10 protein-coding genes are annotated in these 18114 nt (G+C 68.4%); 4 read left to right on the top strand and 6 right to left on the bottom strand.

From position 1 onward, the window contains the following. Nucleotides 1–126: 126 nt before the first annotated feature. Nucleotides 127–360 (bottom strand): hypothetical protein, encoded by a 234-nt coding sequence (locus tag EV643_RS45125; protein WP_238166035.1) that lies wholly within the window; start codon nt 358–360, stop codon nt 127–129. 312 nt (nt 361–672) lie between these two features. Here EV643_RS45125 and EV643_RS35660 point away from each other — a divergent pair, with 312 nt between their 5' ends. From EV643_RS35660 to EV643_RS35650, 3 genes are read left to right on the top strand one after another with little or no spacing between them, the layout of a single operon-like run. Then, entirely contained in the window at nt 673–1056 is a 384-nt protein-coding gene (locus tag EV643_RS35660; RefSeq protein ID WP_133804620.1) for a BlaI/MecI/CopY family transcriptional regulator, read from the top strand. Further along, nucleotides 1053–1973, top strand: coding sequence for a M56 family metallopeptidase (locus tag EV643_RS35655; protein ID WP_133804619.1), 921 nt, complete (start codon nt 1053–1055; stop codon nt 1971–1973). Before EV643_RS35660 ends, EV643_RS35655 begins: the two co-directional genes overlap by 4 nt. Next, a complete protein-coding gene (locus tag EV643_RS35650) occupies nt 1970–3847 on the top strand; it encodes a copper resistance CopC/CopD family protein (RefSeq protein ID WP_238166034.1) in 1878 nt (625 codons plus the stop codon). Before EV643_RS35655 ends, EV643_RS35650 begins: the two co-directional genes overlap by 4 nt. A 113-nt stretch (nt 3848–3960) precedes the next feature. Here EV643_RS35650 and EV643_RS35645 read toward each other — a convergent pair whose 3' ends face one another. Continuing rightward, the gene (locus tag EV643_RS35645) at nt 3961–7167 is read right to left on the bottom strand and encodes a M36 family metallopeptidase (protein ID WP_133804618.1); all 3207 of its coding nucleotides are present in this window, start codon (nt 7165–7167) and stop codon (nt 3961–3963) included. A 275-nt stretch (nt 7168–7442) separates the two neighbouring features. On the opposite strand from EV643_RS35645, the gene EV643_RS35640 reads away from it, so the two are divergent. Then, on the top strand, nt 7443–11174 hold the full coding sequence (locus tag EV643_RS35640; RefSeq protein ID WP_133804617.1) for a 5'-nucleotidase C-terminal domain-containing protein: 3732 nt from the start codon (nt 7443–7445) through the stop codon (nt 11172–11174). A gap of 176 nt (nt 11175–11350) precedes the next feature. On the opposite strand, the gene EV643_RS35635 is transcribed toward EV643_RS35640, so the two are convergent. From EV643_RS35635 to EV643_RS35620, 4 genes are all read right to left on the bottom strand, one after another. Continuing rightward, nucleotides 11351–13273 carry a hypothetical protein gene (locus EV643_RS35635; protein WP_133804616.1) on the bottom strand — a complete coding sequence of 641 codons (1923 nt, stop codon included), beginning with the start codon at nt 13271–13273 and terminating at the stop codon, nt 11351–11353. A 420-nt stretch (nt 13274–13693) separates the two neighbouring features. Continuing rightward, entirely contained in the window at nt 13694–15808 is a 2115-nt protein-coding gene (acs, locus tag EV643_RS35630; RefSeq protein WP_133804615.1) for an acetate--CoA ligase, read from the bottom strand. A 4-nt stretch (nt 15809–15812) separates the two neighbouring features. After that, nucleotides 15813–16130, bottom strand: a complete 318-nt coding sequence (locus tag EV643_RS35625; protein ID WP_133804614.1) for a hypothetical protein — start codon at nt 16128–16130, stop codon at nt 15813–15815. Nucleotides 16131–16367: 237 nt separating this feature from the next. Then, nucleotides 16368–18050, bottom strand: a complete 1683-nt coding sequence (locus tag EV643_RS35620) for a fibronectin type III domain-containing protein (protein WP_133804613.1) — start codon at nt 18048–18050, stop codon at nt 16368–16370. Between the last annotated feature and the right edge of the window lie 64 nt (nt 18051–18114).

Here is an 18114-nt window from a genome sequence, read left to right as displayed (position 1 = left end):
ACCGGTGCGGGCCATGCGGCACCCCTCCAAACTGGACCTCAGGATAAGTCGACGACCGTGCTGAGCAGTATCTACGAAGAAGGATAGTAGTGGGCCGATCGCTTCTGTCACGGAACCAGCTGGGTATCAGTGTGGCCGACCCGAGTCCGCTGGTGGGGCCTGCCGATCGCGGGCGGTCGCGCGCAGCACGTCGAGCTCGGCGCGCAGTTGTGCCACCTCGGCGTCAGTCTGCGACGTGCCGGGACCTGACTGGGGTCTGTCGGCCCGCTTGTTGCCCCGCATCATCAACCACATCATCAGGCACATCCCGACCGGACAGGCCAAGATAGCCAGCGCGTAGAGGCCCTCCGCGACATACACCGTCTGTGCCTTGACACCTCCTCGAGTTGTTCTGCGATCTACCTGGACCCTCGATCGGGCGATTGGGCGCCGGGTCGGCGATCGAGCGGGAGGCGCAGGCCGGCCCAACGACAGGAGTCCGAACTTGGTTAGTACTAGTCTGCATAGTACATACGGTCGGGTGGGGGATTCGCTCCCGGGACGCATTCGACCTCCCTGCCACGTCAACCGACCCCCGGCTACTATCTACGATAGTTGACAAACTGGCCGGGGCTAACGAGCCGCCTTGGCCACGAAGTTTCCGTCATTGTTCGGGTCGAAAGGAGTTGGTAGGTGCGCGGCCTAGGGGACCTTGAAGCTGCCGTGATGGATCGGCTGTGGGCGTGGGAGCAGCCGGCGACCGTGCGGGAGGTGCTCGATGATCTGCGGCGAGACCGTGATCTGGCCTACACGACGGTGATGACAGTGCTGGACAACCTGCATCGCAAGGGGTGGCTGACCAGGGAGCTCGACGGCCGCGCCTACCGCTACCGTCCGGTGGCGTCGCGCCAGGAGTACAGCGCGGAGCTCATGCGGCAAGCACTCGACAGCAGCGGCGACAACACGAGTACGCTGCTGCACTTCGTCGGCGAGATGACCACCGACGAGGTCGACGCGGTCCGGCGAGCACTCCGATCCCTGCAGCGGCGCGCGCGTCGAGAGTCGCAGCAGCCATGACACTCGCCATCGCCCTGTTCGGCTACGCCGCGCTCGTCGCGACACTCGCGCCGCGGGCACTCGCCGGCGCCTGGAGGCTTCGGTCGCCTCGACTCACCATGACGTTGTGGCACGCCTCCGCCGCGAGCGTGCTCGTATCGCTCGTCTTGGCCGCCGCCACCTGTGTGACGTCTCCAGGCCTCATTCAGACCTGCATCGCCGCGCTGGTCGGCGACACCGGCGCCACGGGCGTGCTGACCGTGGCCATTGGCCTACTCGCCCCGGTGCTCCTGCTGGCCCGGCTGACCATGGTCGCGATCGCCGGCGCCCGCCGGAGGCGCGCAGATCGCCGTCGGCACCTCGAACTGCTGAGCGTTCTCGGCCGCCACGATTCCAATCTCGGCGTCCTGGTCGTCTCATCGACCAGCGCCGCGGCCTACTGTGTGCCCGGCACCGACAAGGTCGTGCTCACCAGCGGCGCCCTTCACCGGCTGGAGCCCGCCGAACTCCGGGCAGCGCTCGCCCATGAGCGTGCGCACCTGGCCGGGCGCCACCATCTGCTGGTGGCCTGGGCCGGCATCCTGGCGAACGCCTTTCCCGGCGTACCGGTGTTCCGGGACCTGTTGCCCGCGACGGCGAACCTCGTCGAGCTGCTCGCCGACGACCGCGCCGTGCGGCGCAGCGGGCGTGCCGAACTCGTCGGCGCGATCGCCGCGTTCACCGACGGCGTTGCCCTCAGCGCAGGGCTCGCGGCAACCGGTGGGCAGGTGTCGGTCCGTGTTGAGCGGCTGCTTGATCCGGCCCCTCCGCTCCCTCTGACTGCACGGCTCAGCGGCGCAGGTGTCGCTGCCACGCTCGTAGCGCTCCCCGGTCTGCTGGCGGTCCTCCTAGCGGCGGTCGCTGCCGGTCTCGCGGCCTGCCCGCTGTTGCTCCGGTGACGATCGGGCAAACCCTGCGCCGGCTGCTGCTCGGCGCCGCAGCAATACCGGTCCTGCTCCTGGCCACTGCACTGCCAGCCAGCGCACACCCCACGCTGCTGAGCACCACACCCGAGGCCGGGTACTCGGTGAGCACCGCACCAGAGCAGGTCACCATGGTTTTCGACGAACCGGTCAGCGTCGAACCACACGGCGTGCGGGTGCTCGGCGCCGGCGGCGACGAGATCCGTACGTCGCCCGTGGTGACCGACCAAGGCGGCCGAAGGCTCACAGTCCGCCTCTTGAGCGTTCCCGCCGCCGGTCGCTACGTGGTTCGCTGGCGGGTCACCGCGCAAGACGGCGACGTCGTGGACTCCGGCTTCGATTTCGCCGTCGCTACCAGCGCGGCCGGCCTGCGGGGACGCGAGACGGCCGACACCGCAGGCTTTCCGATCGTTGTCATCCTGCGGTGGCTGCTGTTCCTCGGCCTGGCCGGCGCGATCGGTGGTCTGGTCGGTTCGCGGATCGCCGACCGCACTGTGCCGGACGCCGCTCGCCCGCGACCCGTGGTGCGAGCCGCAGCGGGAATCGGCCTGGTGGCGGTGGGCGGCCTCCTCACCCACCTCACGATCACCATCGGCGGTGGCCGGGCCGCGACCCTGCTCGCCATCCAGGCAGCCGGCCTTGCGCTGGTGGCCGTGGTCGGCCAGCGGGCCCCTTGGCTCGCCGGTCCGGCGCTGCTCGTGGTGATCGGTGCCGAAGCATTGCGCAACCATCTCGGCACCCAGCACGGTGCCATGGGCGCGCTGCTGCTGGCGGCCCACCTGACCGCGGTGTCGATCTGGATCGGCACGCTCGCGCACCTGCTCCGCGTCGCGCACGCCAACCGCGGCGCGGCCCGGGTGCGGCCTGCATTCGTCGCCTACGCCCGCGTGGCCATGATGCTGTTCGCACTGGTGGTCGTCACCGGCACGATCGGCGCAGTGCTCCTGGTTCCGACGCCGCGAGACCTCATCACCACCGCCTATGGCTGGACGCTCAGCGTGAAACTGGCGATCGTCGTTGTCGCCACTGGCTTCGCAATCACCGGCCGAAGACGCTTGACGCCCGGGCGGCGCCCGATCGGCGGTCCGGCCCGCGCCGAGGCAACCACGCTGGTCATCGTTCTCGTCGCCACCGCGATCCTGGTGACGCTGCCGACCCCCGCGCCCGCGACCCGCGACCTTGGCTTCCCGCTGCCGGCCCGCGGCCCGGTCGTCAGACTCGGAACCCTCGCCGGCCAGATCGCGGTCGCCGTCGCCGCCAGCGAGAACCAACTCGAGGTGCGACTGCGAGTGCCCGACGACCGGGTTCAGCTCGGCGAGGCCCAGCCGCCGCCGTACAAGGTCAGCGCACGCGTGGGCACCGCCGGCACTGTTCCACTCCAGCCGTGCGGACCTGGTTGCTTCGTGGGCCCGTTGTCGTGGCGGCCAGGCACCAGCTACCTCGATGTCCGGGTCGACGCGGCCGGCTGGAACGGTGGCGCCGCGGTGTTCCCGATCCACTGGGCGCCCCAGGCCGCTGATGGCCTCCTGTCTCGCGTTCGGGCAGCGATGCTCGAGCAACGGACGATCCGGATCGTCGAGACCGTCACCAGCGACACCTCCCGCCCCGCACCGAAGCCGCAGACCGCGACAGTGAGCGGCCAGGACTTTCTCGACAGCGAGCCCTACGGCAACCCGCCCGATCCCCAGATCACCATGTTCCGAAGCCCGAACGGGAACCTGGAACTCACGTTCGGACTCCCCGCGGAGGGAATCCACGTCGAGCTCGAGGTCGATCCGGCCTACCGCATCCTGACCGAGACCCTGGCCGCACCGAAACACCTCACCCGACGCACCTTCAGCTATCCCTGACAGCAGCCGGCGGATCCTGAAACGGGTTCCCGCGACGGCCTGAGGTCCTCCACCTCACAGCCGGACCAGCCGACGTGAGCGCCTGATCCGGCCTTGAGGTGCTACGACTCCGGCTACTGAGTGTCGGTGATGGTGAGTGTGACCGGCACAGCCGCTCCGAGGAAGAGATGGGTGACCACGTACTTCGCGTTCGAGGGGATCACTCCGGTCTCGTCGGCCGCGGCTGTCGCGACCTGGCCGAGAAGTTGGCAGGACGAGTTGTAGAAGTACACGTCCAGGTCCCAAACACCGGTGCCCTGCCCCTTGACCGAGATCGCGTGGGCGCCGTCGCCAGCGTCCCCGGTCAGCGTGGTGACGTGACCGTCGACGTTCTGCGAGGCCGGCGGCGCCTTACAGGTCTGGACGAACTCCGTGCCGGTGACACCTGGCATGGTCACGTTGGCGGGGTCGCCCGTGGCGATGGTGAACTCCTCCGTGACCGGCGCGTCCGGCGGCGTGGGCGGCAGCGGTTCGACCGATTGGACCGTGCCGGAGAAGACCTGCAGGTCTCCGGTCTGGACGGCGGTCTTGGTCTCGCCCATCGCCTCGTCGGTCCAGAACCGCACGTAGCCGGCGGTTACCGGCTTGGCCAGCTTGAACGTCTTGTTGTGCACGTCAGGTACGACGGGACGCGGTGCCTGGTAGCTGAAGGCATCGTTGCCGAAGGCACCGGACACGGTGGTCCAGGTCACGCCGTCCGGGCTGGTCTGCAGCGTGAACGACTTCAGTGCCTCGAACCTGGACGAGCTGTAGGCCGAGACCTGGACCGCGGAGATCGCGGCGGGTTCGGCCAACCTCACCACGGCGTTGCCGGTGCCCGGCGCCGCCGAGAAGGTGGTGCCTTCGGTGTCGTCGATCAGTGACTTGGCCCCGTCCGGATTGGTGGTCGACACCACGGCGGCACCGTTGGCAGCGGAAGCCAGGTTGGGGGCCAGCTTGAACTGTCGCGCGGTGGTCTTCCCGGCCGTGACGGCGAGCCCGCTGAAGGTCCGTGCGCCGAAGCCGGCGGCCTGGATGGTCACGGGGTAGCTGCCGGCCGTCGCCGGGATCGTGAACCGGCCGTCCGGGCCCGTCCGTGCGACCGGGCTCACCTTAGCCTCGAAGATGCCGAGGATGATCTTCGCGTTCGGAACCGGCTTCCCGGTGGACGCGTTCAGCACGGTCCCGGTGAGACGCCCGTTGAGCGCCGGGCTGCGATGCTCGAAGCTCGGTACCGGGTCGATGTCGTTCGCGCCGGTCGGATCCTCGGGGGTCGCCTTGTTGCTCGCGGTGAGGCCCATGCCGCGCCGGGCGAACGCCGTGTAGACGGTATCGATCAGGTCGCCTGCGTCCGGGCGGGCGTGGTACCGGTTGTCCAGCGCGGTCACGATCGCGTCGCGCATGTCGAGCATCGACGGGTCGTTCGGCGACAGCGGCATCGCATCGGTGACGCCACGGGCCGCGATCTCGGAGCCGAGCGCCTGGCCGTACTTCTGCACTAGCGCCTTGCGCAGGTCCCAGAGGGTCGCGGTCCAGATCTCGCCGTCGGCGTGCACCTCCGGGCCGGTCAGGTCGTATCCGATGTCGGCGAAAGTCGTCGGGTTCTTGTCGTACGGCCAGTTCCGGATCGCCCGGTTGGTGTTGCCGGTGGCGTAGGCGCCGAGCTCAGAGGTGGTCTGTAGCCCCTCGCGGTGCAGGTAGTTGAGGCCGTACCAGTCGCCCCAGCCCTCACCCATCGAGCCGGACTGATGACCGCCGAGTGCGCCGTCCTCGGTCCCGACGTACCGGTTGGACAAGCCGTGTGCGTACTCGTGCTCGATCACCCCGGCGTCGAAGTCACCATCGCGGCACTTGCCCTCGAACGCGTCGTTGATCGGCTCCCAGAGGAACATCCCGCTCCACGGCGCGATGCCATCCGGCAGCGTCAGCATGTAGGCGTTGTCGCGGCCCGTGTACGTCGGGGCACCGCCGCTCAGCGCACCGGCCTGGACCAGACCGTGGATCGCGTCCCCGCCCAGCCCGCCTTTGCCGAAGTTGTTGATCTGAAAGTTGCCGGCGGTCTCGGTGAAGCCCAGATCGTAGAACTCGTCGTGGATCCGGTTGTGGTGGTAGAAGAGGTTGGTTGCCGACGGGTCGACGTCCTGCGCATACGACGGGACGGCGCACTGCTGCGCGCCCCACTGATCGGTGAAGGCGTAGTTGAACTTGCCCAGCGGGTTCACCGGGCGCGGGCCGGGGTCGATCGGTCCGATGAAGTTCGACCAGTTGGCGTGTGAGTTGGCGTTGTTGCCGAAGGTCGTCACGCCGGTGCCGGCGAGACCGAGTAGGTCCACCCAGCCGTTCGGCGACTCGGCGGTCCGGCCGAACGAGACCCGCTCAGGAGTGCCTCCCGCCGGCGCGCCCGGGTAGTTCCGGTACACGGTGCCCTCAGGATCGAGCGGACCCTCGTGCTGGACAAGACTGCGCCGATAGAGGATCTCACCTGACGCGGCGTCCGCCACCACGTCGTACGCTTCGTGCTGCGCCTTGACGAACAGCACCTGGTACGCCGCGCGCCCACCGCCGGCGGTACCGAAGGCCACCTTGCGGACATAGGAGTCGGCCGCGAAGGGGCCGCGGGCAACCACCTGGTAGCCGGCCTGCGTGGCGCCGGTGAGTGACGCGGTGTACGTCGTCACCGGCGCGAGCGTGGCGGCAACCTTGCCGACGGCGACCTCCGGGGACAGGACGAACGAGCCGAGCAAGCCGCGGCCGCGACTGGTCGAGCCTGTATAGCCGAGGACGCGGCCGTCGGACGCGACCATGACACCCACGGATCCGCCGCGGGCCGCAGCCAGTCCGCCGAACACCTGGGTCAGATTCACCACGTGGGTACCGGTTCCTGGCAACTGGTGGTCGCGCCGGATCACCATCGCTGCGATGTCCACGGCATCCAGGCCGAGCATCGCGCGGTGCTCGGTCAGCCAGGCCCGGGCGACCTCGACCGCGGAACCCGGCAGAGGCCCCGACAACGCGCCACCGACCGCGGGCCGGATCGTGCGCGGGGTGCCGTAGCGCCCATCCCAGCTCACCCGGGCACCCGGGCCCGCAGCCGCGAGCAATTGACGTACCTCGGTGAGCTGCTCTGCGGTCGGAGCGACGAGGGCCGTGGCGGCTGTGCGGATGTCGGTGATCGTGTCCGGCGCTGCGGTTGCATCTGCGGATGGGGCTGTCACGGCTCCTGCGCCGGCACCAAGGCTTACGGTGGCGGTCAGCCCCGCGGCGAACAACGCGAGGGATCTTGTGATGAGGGAAGTGCGCATCGCTGCTGCTCCTCACTGATTTCGTCCAACGGGCGGTGGACGGGATTCGGGCGGAATCTGACTGATCAACGAGTCGGCGGTGCCCAGGTCACGTGATCACACCCGGCAGCGGACACCTCGCACACAGTCACCGACGGTGGATGGTTCCCTCCCACTCCCCAGGCAAGGACGCGTCTTAGGTTTGCATCGGGCCGAGGGCTTTCCAGACATCTGTGGCGGGGCTAACGTCACGAAGAGATCGGTCTCTCGGGGTGGGCGTCCTACGGAGGTCGGAGATGCGCCGTACGAACGATGCCTTGTTGGCTGTGGCAACGACTCTGGCGGTGTCGGTTTCGTGGCTGGGGGTAGCCGGTGGTGTGCCCGCCGGAGCGACGCAGCCTCTCGCGGAGGCGGTCGACCTGCCCGATCGTCGGGTGGTGCTCTTCGCCGCGGACGGTATGCGTCCGGATCTGGTTGACCGGTACGCTGCGGAGGGTGCGGTACCGACGATGGCGGCTCTGCAGGCGGCAGGGGTCAAGGGTGTCAATGGTCTGACCCAGGGCTTCCCGCCGAATACCGGTGTCGGCTGGGCGACCCTTGCGACCGGCACTTGGCCCGGTGAGCACGGCTCGACCAACAACACGTTCCACCGCACCGGCGAGGGCAACTTCAACAACCGGACGTCGTTCGCCGCGACCGGGATCCTGCAGAGCGACACCGTCGCTCAGGCGGCGGAGCGTGCCGGGAAGACGGTGGCCGCGGTCGAGTGGGTGGGGGCCCGCAGTTACGTGCCTGCCCTGCGCGGCCCGGTCGTCGACTTCCGCACCTTCTTCTCCGATCGCGGGGTGCTGCTCAACTACGACCTGCCCGGCCAGCCCGCCGGCGCCAACGCGTTCGGCGTCACCTACAACCGGGTCGACCTCGATGCGGCGACCGGCTGGACCGACGTACCGACGACCTACAGTCCCGCGAAGCAGGAGCGGCTGCAGCTGACCAACACCGCCTTCCCGGCAGCCGACAATATCGACCGGTTCTACGACCTGTACATCTTCGACTCCACCGACGATGCCACGACCAACTACGACCATGTGCTCGTCGTACCGGCCACTGCCGGTAAGGACGGCGACGCAGCGGCAGCCGATCTCGGCCAGGGCGATTGGGCTGACGTCAAGGTCAGCCTCACCGGCGGCCGCGCCGGGCTCACCGCGGGGTACTACCTCAAGGCGGTCGACCTGGCGCCCGACCTGTCGAAGTTCCGGATCTACTTCACCTCGATCGCCCGGGCCAACGCGACGTACAACGGCTGTACCTATGCGCCGGGCTGCTCGGCGCCGGGCGGCTTCGAGGAGACGCTGAACGCGCGGTTCCCGAGCTCGACGGCGGCTGACTTCGCGCCCCTGGAGGCCGGGATCGTCGACGAGGACACCTATGTCGAGCAGGGCCTGATGTGGAAGGACGCCCACTTCGCCTACCTGCGGTTCATCGCCGACGACCTCGGCGTCCGACCGGACCTGCTGCTCGCAGGCACCCCGGTGACCGACGAGTTCAGCCACCAGTTCATGGCGCTCGTAACGCCGACCGACCTGGACGGCGACCCGAACCCGTACTTCGACGACGCGACGAATGATGACGTCCCCGATGGACGGCTCGCGGTACGGGAGGGCTACATCCGGTCGGCGTACGTCGAGGCCGATGACACGCTCGCGCTGGCCAGGTCGCTGATGGGCGGCGCCCCGACGACGTTCGTGTCGAGTGACCACGGTTTCGCGCCGCAGTGGCGGGCCGTCAACGTGAGCAAAGTGCTGGCCGACCTGGGGCTGGGCGCCGAGCAGATCAGCAATTGCCGCGCTGCGCCGGGCGCACGGGCGAAGGAGTGCCACGCCGGCGGGACCGCGCAGATCTACCTCAGCGTCGCCGGCCGCGACCCGGGCGGTGTGATCCCGGCAAGCCAGTACGACGCCGTCCGCAACCAGATCGTCGCGGCGTTCCAGGGCCTGACCGATGCGGAGAACCCAGGCAAGCAGGTGGTCGCCACCGTGCTGCGCAAGGAGGACCTGCGCAACGTCGACGGTTCGGACTCGTTGCATCCGAACCGCAGCGGCGATGTGGTCGTGGTGTTCCGGCCGCCGTACCAGACCGACGCGGCGGTCCCTGGGCAGACGTTCGCGTTCTCGCAGTTCTTCGGTCAGCACGGCTATCTGCCGGGTCTCGTCGACTTGTCCCGCAACGTCAACATGCACGGCACCTTCATCGCCGCCGGGCCGGGGATCCGCCAGCGCGCGCCGCTGCCCGGCGTACGGGCGATCGATGTCGCGCCGACAGTCGCCTTCCTGCTCGGCATCCCCGGACCGCAGAACGCGCGCGGGAAGATCCTGTACGACGCTCTCCTGGGCACCGGGTCGCTGCGCGAGGTAACGGTGCTCGACATCAGCGACTACCACGGTCAGCTGGTGCCGTTGGCCGAGGCGGCCGACACCCTGTCCGGTGGCGGGGCGAGCAACCCGTCCTTCGCAATCGGTGGTGCCGCGTTCCTCAAGCCGTGGTTCGACGCCTATCGGGCCGAGGCCCGGGACGGGCACATCACGCTCACGGCAGGGGACGCAGTCGGCGCGACTCCGCCGATCTCGGCCTTCTTCGGCGACAAGCCGACGATCGAGCTGATGAACCTGATGGGGTTCGGACTCGACGGTCTCGGTAACCACAACTTCGACCGAGGCGAGCAGTACCTGCGGGACGAGCTCATCCCGCTCGCCGACTTCAAGTACGTGTCGGCGAACATCCTCGACGTGCGGACCGGGGACACCCCGGAAGAGTGGTCGAAGTCCCGGGTACTCCGGTTCGGTGACATCCAGGTCGCCTTCGTCGGGTTCTCCAACCCCGACATCCCTGAGCTCACCAAGCCCGGCGTCCTCGGACCGTTCGTCGTCTCCGATCCGCTCACCGCCGTGAACCAGCGAGCCGAGCAGCTCGAACGGCAAGGCGTGCGGACGATCGTTGCCCTCGGCCACCTTGGCGCCACGTCGGGCACGCTCACCAACCCGGCGGGTCCGCTCGTCGACCTGGCCGACGGGGCCCGCAAGGTCGACACCGTGATCGGTGACCACACCGACTTCCAGGTGCTGTCGAGCCGCGCCAACGGCGTACTGGTGGTCGAGAACCGCAGCAAGGGCGTCCGGTTCACCCGGGTCCGCCTCGTTGTCGACGCCGCCACTGGTGACGTGGTCTACCAGACGGCCGACTTCCACCAGCCGTGGAACATCGGCGTGACACCGGATGCGCGGATCCAGGCCCGCCTGAACGAACTCAACGCCCAGCTGAGCCCGATCCTCGGCACAGTCATCGGGAACTCGACCGTCTTCGTGCCACGCACCGACTCCTGCGGCAACACGGCCGGCCGGACCTGCGAGTCGCTGGTCGGCAATGTGGTCGCCGACGCGATGCGGACGACGTACGGCGTGGACTTCGCGATCACGAACTCCGGCGGGCTGCGCGCCGACCTCACCTGCCCGACGACCGACAGTCCCGACGACTTCTGCCCGGCATACACACCGCCGCCGTTCCCCATCAGCCGCGGGCAGGTACTGGGTGTGCTGCCGTTCGGGAACGTCGTCGTCACGTTGCAGGTCAACGGAGCCGAGCTGAAGACCATGCTGGAGAACGGCGTCTCCGCGATGCCGGCTGTGTCCGGCCGCTACCCGCAGGTGTCGGGCCTGTGCGTCGGCTACGACATCGCGCGGCCCGCGGGCAGCCGGGTGACCGGCGCGGTTCGCCAGGCTGCCGACGGTTCGTGCACCGGCGCCGCGGTGGACCTGAGCGCCGCAGCGACGTACACCATCGCCGAGAACGACTTCATGGTGGCCGGTGGCGACGGCTACCCGGACTTCCGCAGCCGGGCGACGACCCGAGACGTAATGGACCAGGTCGTCGCGGATCACATCGCCACGGCGGGCACCGTCTCGCCGACGATCCAGGGCCGGATCGCGTGTACGACGAGCGGTCCGATCGCCTGCCCGACTCCGACGAGTTGAGGGGCGCGGTCCTCACGCTGTGTCGGTGGTAGTGAGCATGCCTCTGACTGAGATTCGGGCGCTGCGCTCCGACCGTCGGGTTGTGCGGCCGGAGTCCCGGCGTATCGCAGTTCTCCGAGCAACGCGAGGAGGGCCCACGGGCCATCCGGGGGCCCTCCTCGTTCGGGCGCCGGGGGTCACCCGGTGTACCGGAAGATGTAAAGGCCGAAGTCGCGGTCACTGGCGAGGACGAACGGACTCTCGCCCGTGGTCGGGCCGGAGTAGCCGTGTCCAACGGTCTCGTCCCCGATCGGGAACACGCCCCAGAAGTCGTTGCCGCCGACATCGATGAAGCGCCCGACCTCGGAGATCCCCTTCGTGTTGAACCGGACCACCCGGAATCCGGCGTTGTAGTACGAGATGTAGCCGAGGTTCTCCTCGCGGGGGTCGGTCTTGATCTCGTGGATGGACAGGATCCCGAACCCGCTGGCAAAGGCGGGATCAAGCGACTCCGCGACCGCATAGGTGCCGATGATCGGGAGGTTGGGCTTGGTCGCGTCGTGCAGGTTCAGGTAGCCCCAGCCGTCGAACACGCCGCGGGCTTGGTACTTCTCACCGATCGTCCCAACGGGAATGTCGGTTCCTTCCGGACCGGTGTACTGCGGCGGGTCGTTGAACAGCACGTGCATGGCGCGGTGCCCGGTGCAGATCGCCGGGATCTGCTCGTCGTAGTTGTGTCCCTGGGCACCGCAGGTGAACCCGTCGGTCAGGATGCCGTTCCTGGTCGCGCCGTGGCTCTGGCCGATGATCACTGCGTCATAGCCGAGGTCCTGGCCCGCGGCCACCTTGGTGGAGAAGAAACAGGTGCCTCGGGAGAAGACCACGGTCTTCTCCTCGCCGGGACCCGCGGGGATCGCGCTGGCCGGTGGCGGCGATGGCTCTCCCGGCACCGTGTCGGGACCGGCGTTGGGGCCGGCGTTGATGCAGCCGCGCCCGCCGAAGACCACTGGACCGTTGATCATCCCGCCTGGTTCATTGGCGATCGGAGGCGTCCACCCGAACTCCCCAGCGCCGTAGGCGCCGGCGTTTGCTCCGGTGGTGATCTCGAAGAGCGTCCGGTTGGGGGAGAAGTCCTCGTCGGTTGACAGCAGGAACTTGCTGTTGCTGCTCCAGTAGGACTCGTGGCTGTTGCCCTCGGAGATCGTGAACCCGGTCTCCGGGTCGGGGCTGAGGTAGTCGGAGTCGCCGACGAACGCCGGGTTGGCGGGATTGTCCACGTTCAGGAGGACCTGTCCGGCGTCCCAGTAGGAGACGGCGAGGAAGTCGTGGCCGCGGATCCGCTTGAACTGGACGTCGTGGAAGAACACGGTGTCACCGTTGGCCAGCGGGGCCTGTGCGGCCGGCCAGTCCTCCAGCCCCACCTCGGCGACGATCACCGGAGCAGCGGGGTTGGTGATGTCAACGATGTCGACATCCTTGAACGGGGGCCCAAAACCTTCCTCGTTGTCGATCATCACCGCGAAGGCTTTGCCGGGCTGGGTGAAGCCCTGGACGCTGTGGATGCTGTGGTAGGTCCCCGTGCTGAACAGGGCTGGGGTGGGAACAGCATCGCCGAACTGATTCAGCTTGACCGGGTTGGCGGGATCGGTGACGTTCCAGATCGACATTCCCAGCGTCGATGGCGTGGCCGAGCTGCACGCCTCGTTGTTGTGCAGCAGCAGGTCGCCGGTGAAGTACGGCGTATCCACGTGCATGACGTGAATGCCCTCACCCGGGTACTCGTTCGGATTCGCCGCCAGGAACCCGACCTTCCGCGGCTCCGCGGGGTTGCCGACGTCCACCACGTGCACACCGCCGCCGTTCGGGCAGTTCGGCGCCCAGGCATTGAGGTAGGCGTGGTCGTTGAAGTAGCCCACATCGGCGATGCCGCTCTCCAGATCGGTGAGCTCAAGCTTGCTGACCAGTTCGACGTCCTTCTGCGTGGGTGGCAGATGGCCGGTCAGCGGTCCGTGCTGATCGCTGTGGAGGAGGAAGTCATTGACGTCCTCCCCGCTCTTGATCTCGTCGGGATCGTGTGCGTAGGCGGCCCCCGTTGCCGTCGTCGCTAGCAGGAAAGCCATCAGAACCGTCAGTGATCGCCTCACCGTAGGTCCCTCCCTCGGCCTCGTACGGAACGAGTCGGCGGCCGGTACCGACGCACGGGCTGGAGTGGGATCGGTCGCGCCAGCCATCGCAGGACGCAGGTCTGGTATCCACCTCCTGTTCGCAGAGCAGCAATCCACCGGTCGTCGTTGTCGCGTGGGCGTGCGTCTGCCCCCAGATTGCTCGTCCTGTACGGCGAGGTCAACGAGAGGTGGCCAGTCGCGCAGACCGGAGCCGGTGGAGAGTCAGAACTGGATCGGGCACTTGAAGTCGTTCTCGGCAACCTGGGTGATCGTGACGTCACCCGCCGCGACAGCGGCCAGCACCGCCGTCTCCGTCCGAACCGCCCTGGGGGTTTCGTGAGACCCGCACTGTCGGCCGAGCGATCGTGCCGGCGTTCAGTCGGTGTGGCCGAACGCCTTGACCTCCTCGGCTTCCTGTGGGGTCAGTTCGCGGGGCACCTCACCGTGGGCGAGCTTCTCGCTCTGGATCCGGTGCCGGATGTCGTCGACGATCTCCGGATTGGCGAGGGTCGAGACGTCGCCGACGTCGGTGAAGTTGGAGATGCCGGCGATCACCCGCCGCATGATCTTTCCCGAGCGTGTCTTGGGCATGTCGGCGACGATCCACACGTGCTTGGGCCGGGCGATCTTGCCGATTTCGCGGACGATGGCCTCGGCCACCGTGGCCTCGATGTCTTTGCTCGGGGCAACACCGGGCTTCAGTGCGACGTACATCTCGACCGCTCGGCCGCGCACCTCGTCCATGACTGGGACCGCGGCGGCCTCGGCAATCTCGTCGACGGTCAGGCAGGCGGATTCGAGTTCCTTGGTTCCCAGCCGGTGGCCGGCGACGTTGATCACATCGTCGACGCGGCCGAGGATCCGGAAGTACCCGTCGGCTGCCTGCGTGGCGCCGTCGCCGGCGAAGTACGGCCAGTCGCGCCAGTCCTGGCTGTCGGCATTCCGGCAGTACTTCTGGTAGTAGATCTGCACGAATCGGTCGGGCTGTCCCCAGATCGTCTGGAAGATTCCCGGCCACGGGTTGCGGATGCAGATGTTGCCGGCCCGCTCGCTGCCCGCCTCGACCTCGCTGCCCTCCTCGTCGTAGATCACCGGGTAGATGCCGAGGACCCCGGGCCCGCAGCTGCCCGGCTTCATCGGCTGCAGCGCGGGCAGGGTGCTGCCCAGGAAGCCGCCGGTCTCGGTCTGCCACCACGTGTCGACGACGACCGCCTCGCCCTTGCCGGCCACGTCGTGGTACCAGCGCCATACCTCGGGCTCGATCGGTTCGCCCACCGTGGTCATGTGCTTGAGGTGATAGTGGTACTTGTTCGGCTCGTCCGGGCCGAGTTTGCGCAGCATCCGGATCGTCGTCGGCGCGGTGTGGAAGATGTTCACCCCGAGTCGTTCGGCGATCCGCCAGACCCGGCCGGCATCCGGGTACGTCGGGACGCCCTCGTACATGACGCTCGTCGCACCGAGCGCGAGGGGTCCGTAGACGATGTAGGAGTGCCCGGTGATCCACCCGATGTCCGCTGCGCACCAGTACGTGTCCTCGGGGTGGATGTCCTGGTAGTACTTCGAGGTGCCGGCCACGTAAGCGAGGTATCCGCCGGTGGAGTGCTGGCAGCCCTTCGGCCGTCCCGTCGTACCACTGGTGTACATCAGAAACAGCGGCGCCTCGGCGGGCATCGACACCGGCTCGACCACCGTGCCGCGGTAGTCGGGCAGCAGCTCGTCCACGAAGACATCGCGGCCCTCGACCATCGGACTCTGCGACGCGTAGCTGCCGGGATTCCGCCGCCAGACCAGGACTTTGTCCACCTCGTGACCGAGCTCGCGGGCGGTTTCGACGGCCTCATCGGCCTTGACCTTGTGATCGACCAACTCACCGTTGCGGTGGTAGCCGTCCATCGTCACCAGGACGTGGCTCTGGGAGTCGGCGACCCGGCCACCACACGCTGCGCCACTGAAGCCGCCGAACACTTCGGAGTGGATGGCGCCCAGCCGAGCGCACGCCAGCATGGACACGGGAAGTTCTGGAACCATCGGCAGGTGGAAGGTCACCCGGTCGCCGGTCTTGACCCCGCAGTGATCTCGCAGCAGCGCCGCGAACTCGTTCACCTGCCGGTACAGCTCCTGGTAGGTGATCGCCTTCGTGTCCTCGGATTCCGGTTCGGGAACCCAGATGATGGCCGCCTTGTTCCGGCTGGTCCGCAGGTGCCGGTCGACGCAGTTGTAGCAGGCGTTCAGGCGACCACCGACGAACCATTTCCAGAACGGCGGCTTGCTGGTGTCCAGCGTGGTGTGCCAGTAGGAGTCCCACGTGAGCAGGTCCGCGTACTCCTTGAAGCAATCAGGGAAGCGCTGCTCGCTGAAGCGCTCGAGGATGTCCGGGTAAGCCGCGTTCGCCTGCGCAATGAACTGTGGTGGCGGCGAGTAGTACGCCTCCTCCCGCCAGTGAACGGCGATCTGCGCCTCGGATACCTGATCCTCCGGTCGTGCGGCCATGGCTCTACCTCTTGCTCGACGGTGGCTGCGAAAGCGAGACGCCCGCCAGTAGGCCGGCGCAGACGCCGAACTCATGCAGTTTGGCGGCGGCCGCGGCCTGACGATCGAAGGCCGCTGTGTCTCCCCGGGCCACCGAGTCCCAGCACATCAAGTCGGCACGTGCGATCGCACGGATCGTCACCGATACCAGGGCGCTCAGCGGCAGTGTCTCGGCCTCCCGGCGCAAACCGAAGACGTCGCGGGCCGAGGCTTCGTCAGTCGCCGCCGCCCGCAGCTGCGCCAGAAGCAGCGACAGCTCGCCGGCGAGATATTGCTGCGTCACTTCGCACCACGCCCAAACCTTCTGCCTCCTCAGCGTATCCCCAAGCGGCCGCTCGGGAGGCAGTCTTCGCGCGCATGCGATCCTCTAGTCCTACGGACACACTGGTCGCTTGAGCGGATCTTCACTCCGGGCACGGTCGGCGTCAACAGGGATCAAGCACCCACTTCGCAGGGCGGCACGGGTCGCGAGCTGGTGACGGACCTTTCCACAAGGCGGTTGCCCACCGCAGGCCGGCGGTCAGCGCCGTCGGGTCTTGCCGGTGGCAGTGTTCGAGTACGCCGAGACCTCGTCGGCGTCGAACGCGCGGACCCGGTAGCTGTACTGGGTGTTCCGCGCCAGCCCGCCGTCGGTGTAGGCCGTCACATCGTGCCCGACGGTGGCGACCTGTACGAACCCGGCGCAGCCGATGCCCTGGCAGCGCTCGATCCGGAATCCGTCCTCAGTGCCTGCGTTGTCCTGCCAGGTCAGCCGGATCTGGCTTACCGACACCCCGGTCGCGGTCAGATTGCTGGGGGCCACCAGCGTCGGCGCGGCCGCGGCGGGGAAGCGCAGCGTCACGATGTCGTCGGCCGTGCCCTTGTACGACAAGTAGCCGTTCCACGAGGTGCCGGTCACCACCGCGGTATCGGCACCATCGACAGCGAGCCCGGCGACCCGGTCGTCCCCACCGACCGGGCCGTTGAACCGGTGCCGCCACAGCTCCCGGCCGTCCGGGGCGTAGCGCACCGTCAGGTAGTCGTCGTTGTGCACGAACACGTTCCTCACGGTTCCGGCCAGCGTCACCGCCCCGGCCGAGTCGGACCCGACCGACAGCCCGGACAGCGCGTCCTCGGCATTCACCATGAGCGGGGTCGACCACACCCGGGCGCCGGTCGCGTCGTACCTGGCGACCGACGACACTCCCGGCGGCTCGAGGAAGAACCCGGCGAGCACGAACGCACCAGAACTGTCGGCGTCGACGCTCGCCCCGCCGGCCCGGATCGTCTGCAGCAGGGCCCCGGTGCGGTCGTAGCGCAGCGTGATCGGTGTCGGCACGGCGTACGGGCTGGCGCTCTCGGCCGTCGTACCGGTCACCGTGATCCGGCCCGCGGCATCGATGTCAAGGTCCGCCGGCGTCTCGTGGCTTCCGGCGGTGTCGGTCCAGCGGGCCTGCCAGACGATGTTCCCGGCCGGGTCGTAGGTGAGCGTCTCCAGGTCGTTTGTCAGCCCGTCGCCGGTGTTCTTGGTGAAGCCGGTGACGACGAGGTTGCCGTCCGGCGCGAGCATCAGGTCGGCGACCCGGTCGTCGTTCGACCCCGGTCCGCTGTGCCGGCGCTCCCACAGCAGCGCGCCGGTGGCGCTGTACTTCTGGGTCGTCCAGTCGAAGGCCTGGCCCTGGTTCTGGCCGTAGGAGAACCCGCTGACGTAGACGCTCCCAGTCCCGTCGACCGCCACCTCGGTGGCCTGGTCGAAGCCCTGGGCCGGGCCGTCGTACCGCTGTGCCCAGCGCTCGGCACCGTCGGGGCCGAGCTTCACCACCAGGTAGTCGATGTTGTTGTTGAAGATGACCCCATCACCGGTCCATCCGGCGGCGTACACGTTGCCCGCGCCGTCGGCGGTGACGGCCAGGGCGCTGCCGCCGACTCCGCCGCGGGACCCGCTGTACCGGCCGGTCCACAGCACGGTGCCCTGCGGGCTCAGCTTGACCACCGCGAACGTGGAGCCGCCGCTGGCGCTGTCCACGGAACCGCCGACGTATGCGTTGCCTGCTGCGTCGATCGCGAGTGAGTCGGCCCGGTCGTAGCCCCCGCCGTGGAAGCGGACCACCTGTGGGGCGTCGGTGTCGGCGGCGGCCACAGCGGTCCCGCCGGGTAGGACGCTGAGCGCCATCACCGCCGCGACCAGGAGCCGGAACACGGGCAGGTTCGGTGTACGGCGCATGACGATCACCCCACTGTGGACGAGAGCTCCCTAGGTAGTACGGGCGGAGGAGCCCGGGCGGATT

This window comes from Kribbella caucasensis (assembly GCF_004361855.1).
In the GTDB taxonomy this organism is placed as follows: Bacteria; Actinomycetota; Actinomycetes; order Propionibacteriales; family Kribbellaceae; genus Kribbella; species Kribbella caucasensis.
The sequence above is the reverse complement of the archived record's forward strand: the minus strand, read 5'-3'. Positions and strand labels throughout refer to the sequence as shown.

What these genes read in the sequence shown, in the direction of transcription:
- EV643_RS35655 (WP_133804619.1), top strand. Translation starts at nt 1,053, where the DNA reads ATGACACTCGCCATCGCCCTGTTCGGCTACGCCGCGCTCGTCGCGACA.
- EV643_RS35645 (WP_133804618.1), bottom strand. Translation starts at nt 7,167, where the DNA reads ATGCGCACTTCCCTCATCACAAGATCCCTCGCGTTGTTCGCCGCGGGG.
- EV643_RS35640 (WP_133804617.1), top strand. Translation starts at nt 7,443, where the DNA reads ATGCGCCGTACGAACGATGCCTTGTTGGCTGTGGCAACGACTCTGGCG.
- EV643_RS35635 (WP_133804616.1), bottom strand. Translation starts at nt 13,273, where the DNA reads ATGGCTTTCCTGCTAGCGACGACGGCAACGGGGGCCGCCTACGCACAC.
- acs (WP_133804615.1), bottom strand. Translation starts at nt 15,808, where the DNA reads ATGGCCGCACGACCGGAGGATCAGGTATCCGAGGCGCAGATCGCCGTT.
- EV643_RS35620 (WP_133804613.1), bottom strand. Translation starts at nt 18,050, where the DNA reads ATGCGCCGTACACCGAACCTGCCCGTGTTCCGGCTCCTGGTCGCGGCG.